This is a genomic window from Anaeromassilibacillus sp. An172, from assembly GCF_002160515.1.
Taxonomy (GTDB): Bacteria; Bacillota; Clostridia; order Oscillospirales; family Acutalibacteraceae; genus Limousia; species Limousia pullorum.
Genome location: NZ_NFKS01000049.1, coordinates 1 through 2,727, shown reverse-complemented (window position 1 = coordinate 2,727; position 2,727 = coordinate 1). Strand labels below are relative to the sequence as shown.

1 protein-coding gene is annotated in these 2,727 nt (G+C 40.5%); it reads left to right on the top strand.

The genetic code is table 11. The annotated features are described in order from the left end of the window. On the top strand, window positions 1–2,727 hold a 2,727-nt coding region (locus tag B5F08_RS12970; RefSeq protein ID WP_204245210.1), incomplete at both ends, for a bacterial Ig-like domain-containing protein.

The window sequence follows — 2,727 nt, the reverse complement described above, 5'->3', positions numbered from 1 at the left end:
GTGAAACTCTGACAGTTGAAGTAAAAGGCGCTCCGACATTCAGCACAATTCAGTGGTACAGAGATGATACCCCTATTCCCGGAGCGAACGGAAACACCTATACTCTCAGTTCCGGCGAGGACGTAGGTAAAATCATCAAGGTTGTTGTATCAGCAAACGGCTGTGAGGGTACATTGACTGCTCAGACCTCTGAGGCAGTCAAAAAGGCAAACCCAGAGCCTGTAAATGATATAAACATACTGTCAGTAACAGATACAAGCATTACAATCCAAACCTATCCTGGAGAAGTATATGCCTGCGTTGATGTGTCTGACTCGGTTTCATATCCAACCGAGGAGCAGTGGGGCACTTCCGGAGAGTTTACCGGACTGTCTGCCGGAAAGGCATATGCAGTATTTGCAAGAAGAAATGAGACAGATACCCATTATGGAACAACTACAACCGGTTATAAATTTGAGGTAGTAACAACAAGCACAAGAATCATTATGCGTGTTGAGGTTACTATAGACCAGCCGGTGAAATACCAAGACTTGCCCGCTGAAGCTACAGTACATACATCTAATATGACAGCTACATTGGTATGGTACGAGGGTCAAGACACAACAGGCGAACCTGTTACAGGAAAAGCAAAGCCTAACCAGTACTATACCGCTAAGGTTACCCTTCAGGCGGATGATGGTTATGAATTTGGTAAGGGCTGCTATGTAAAGGTAAATGACGCTACCGCTGAATTTCCATTAGAGGGTCAGAGTGTTATGTCGATGAATATAATATTTCAAAGTCCTACAGCTCCGGTAGAACTTACAAATATTGAAGTAACAAAACAGCCTGACAAGACAGACTATATTGACGGTGAAAAGTTTGACCCAACAGGAATGACAGTAACCGCATACTATGACGACGGAACAAACAATACTGTAGATTTAAGCGAATGTACCTTTACTCCTGAAACACTTACAGGAGGAATAAACGAAGTAACAGTAAGCTACGGCGGAAAAACAGCTTCTGTTCCTGTAACAGTTACCGTTCCCAGAGAGCTTACAGGTATTGAGGTAACAAAACAACCGGATAAGACTGAGTATAAGGAAAATGAAAGCTTTGACCCAACAGGAATGGAGGTAAAAGCAAAATACAGCGACGGTTCAAGCGAAACCGTATCTCTTGATGAATGTACATTTTCTCCGGAAATACTCACAGAAGGAGTAACCTTTGTAACAGTAACCTATAAGGAAAAAACAGCATCCGTTCCGGTAACAGTTATTGAGGCAGAGCTTACAGGTATCGAAATAACAAAACAGCCTGATAAAACAGAGTATTTTGACGGCGACAGCTTCGACCCAACAGGAATGGAGATAACAGCTGCATATGAAAACGGTTCAACAAAGCCTGTTTCAATCGAAAACTGCACATTCTCTCCTGAAACACTTACAGAGGGAGTAACCTTTGTAACAGTAACCTATAACGAAAAAACAGCATCCGTTCCGGTAACAGTTAAAGCTGTAGAGCTTGCAGGTATCGAAGTAACAAAACAGCCTGATAAGACAGAATACTTTGACGGTGACAGCTTCGATCCAACAGGTATAGAAATAACGGCCGTTTATAACAATGGTTCAAGAGAAACTGTTTCAGCAGAAGACTGCACATTCTCTCCTGAAACACTTACAGAGGGCTTAACTTCTGTAACAGTAACATATAATGGAAAAACAGCTTTAGTTTATATAACTGTTAATTCGGAGAATAATGCTCCTAAGTCTGTTTGCGTAGGTAATACAGATATTACTTCAGGCGGTTACTGGACTTCTGTTGATGGCATAACATGGACAAAATATGACGGTATTCCGGAAGATAACTATGTGTATTATAATCCTGATTATAATACTCTAACACTTCATAATGCGACAATTCATGGCGAGGATTGTGGAATTTATGTTTGTGGATTTCCACATAAATCTGTAGATATGACAATTATACTGGAGGGGGAAAATATTATTTCCAACACAGGAGGAATTCGTATTACTACAGATTCATATAAAGACACATTAGGTAAAGATGCAACTTTGACCATAAATGGTCCGGGCAGTCTTAAGGTGGATAGCTGGCAGCATGGTATTAATATAAATAGCGATTCCGGAAAAGCGACGCTTAATATTAACAATGCTTCTGTTGAAGCAAATGGAAAAGACTTTTTGGGAAGAGGAATCAGCCTTTATGCAGGTGTGTATGCTGAATTTAGTGAACTTATCATCAATATTAATGAAAGCAGCGTAACTGCAAGAAGTGATTTGGGGAATTATAGAAGCGGTATCTATTATAATGGTACTTCATCAAATGATAATATCGCTAAATTGAATATTAGCAACAATTCAGCGGTAACCATAATTGGAGGTATTAAAACAATTGATACAGCTCCGCCAATTCCTGAAGTAGATGATAACAGTGTTTTAAATTGTATCGTCTTTAATGGCAACGACAGAATTGTTTACGGCGATGTGGAATTGCAGATGGACTTCACTATAAAAAGTGGAGAGTCCATGACTATACCGGAGGGTGCAAGTCTTAGCACAGGAAGTTATGCTGTAATAGTAAAAACCGGCGGCATACTGAACGGTGTTGTAAACGGTACAGTTAAATATGCACCGACTATCACCACAGAAAGTCTTGTTAACGGCGATGTGTTGACATCCTATGAACAGCAGCTTAACGCAGACGGTGACCCAACCATTACAT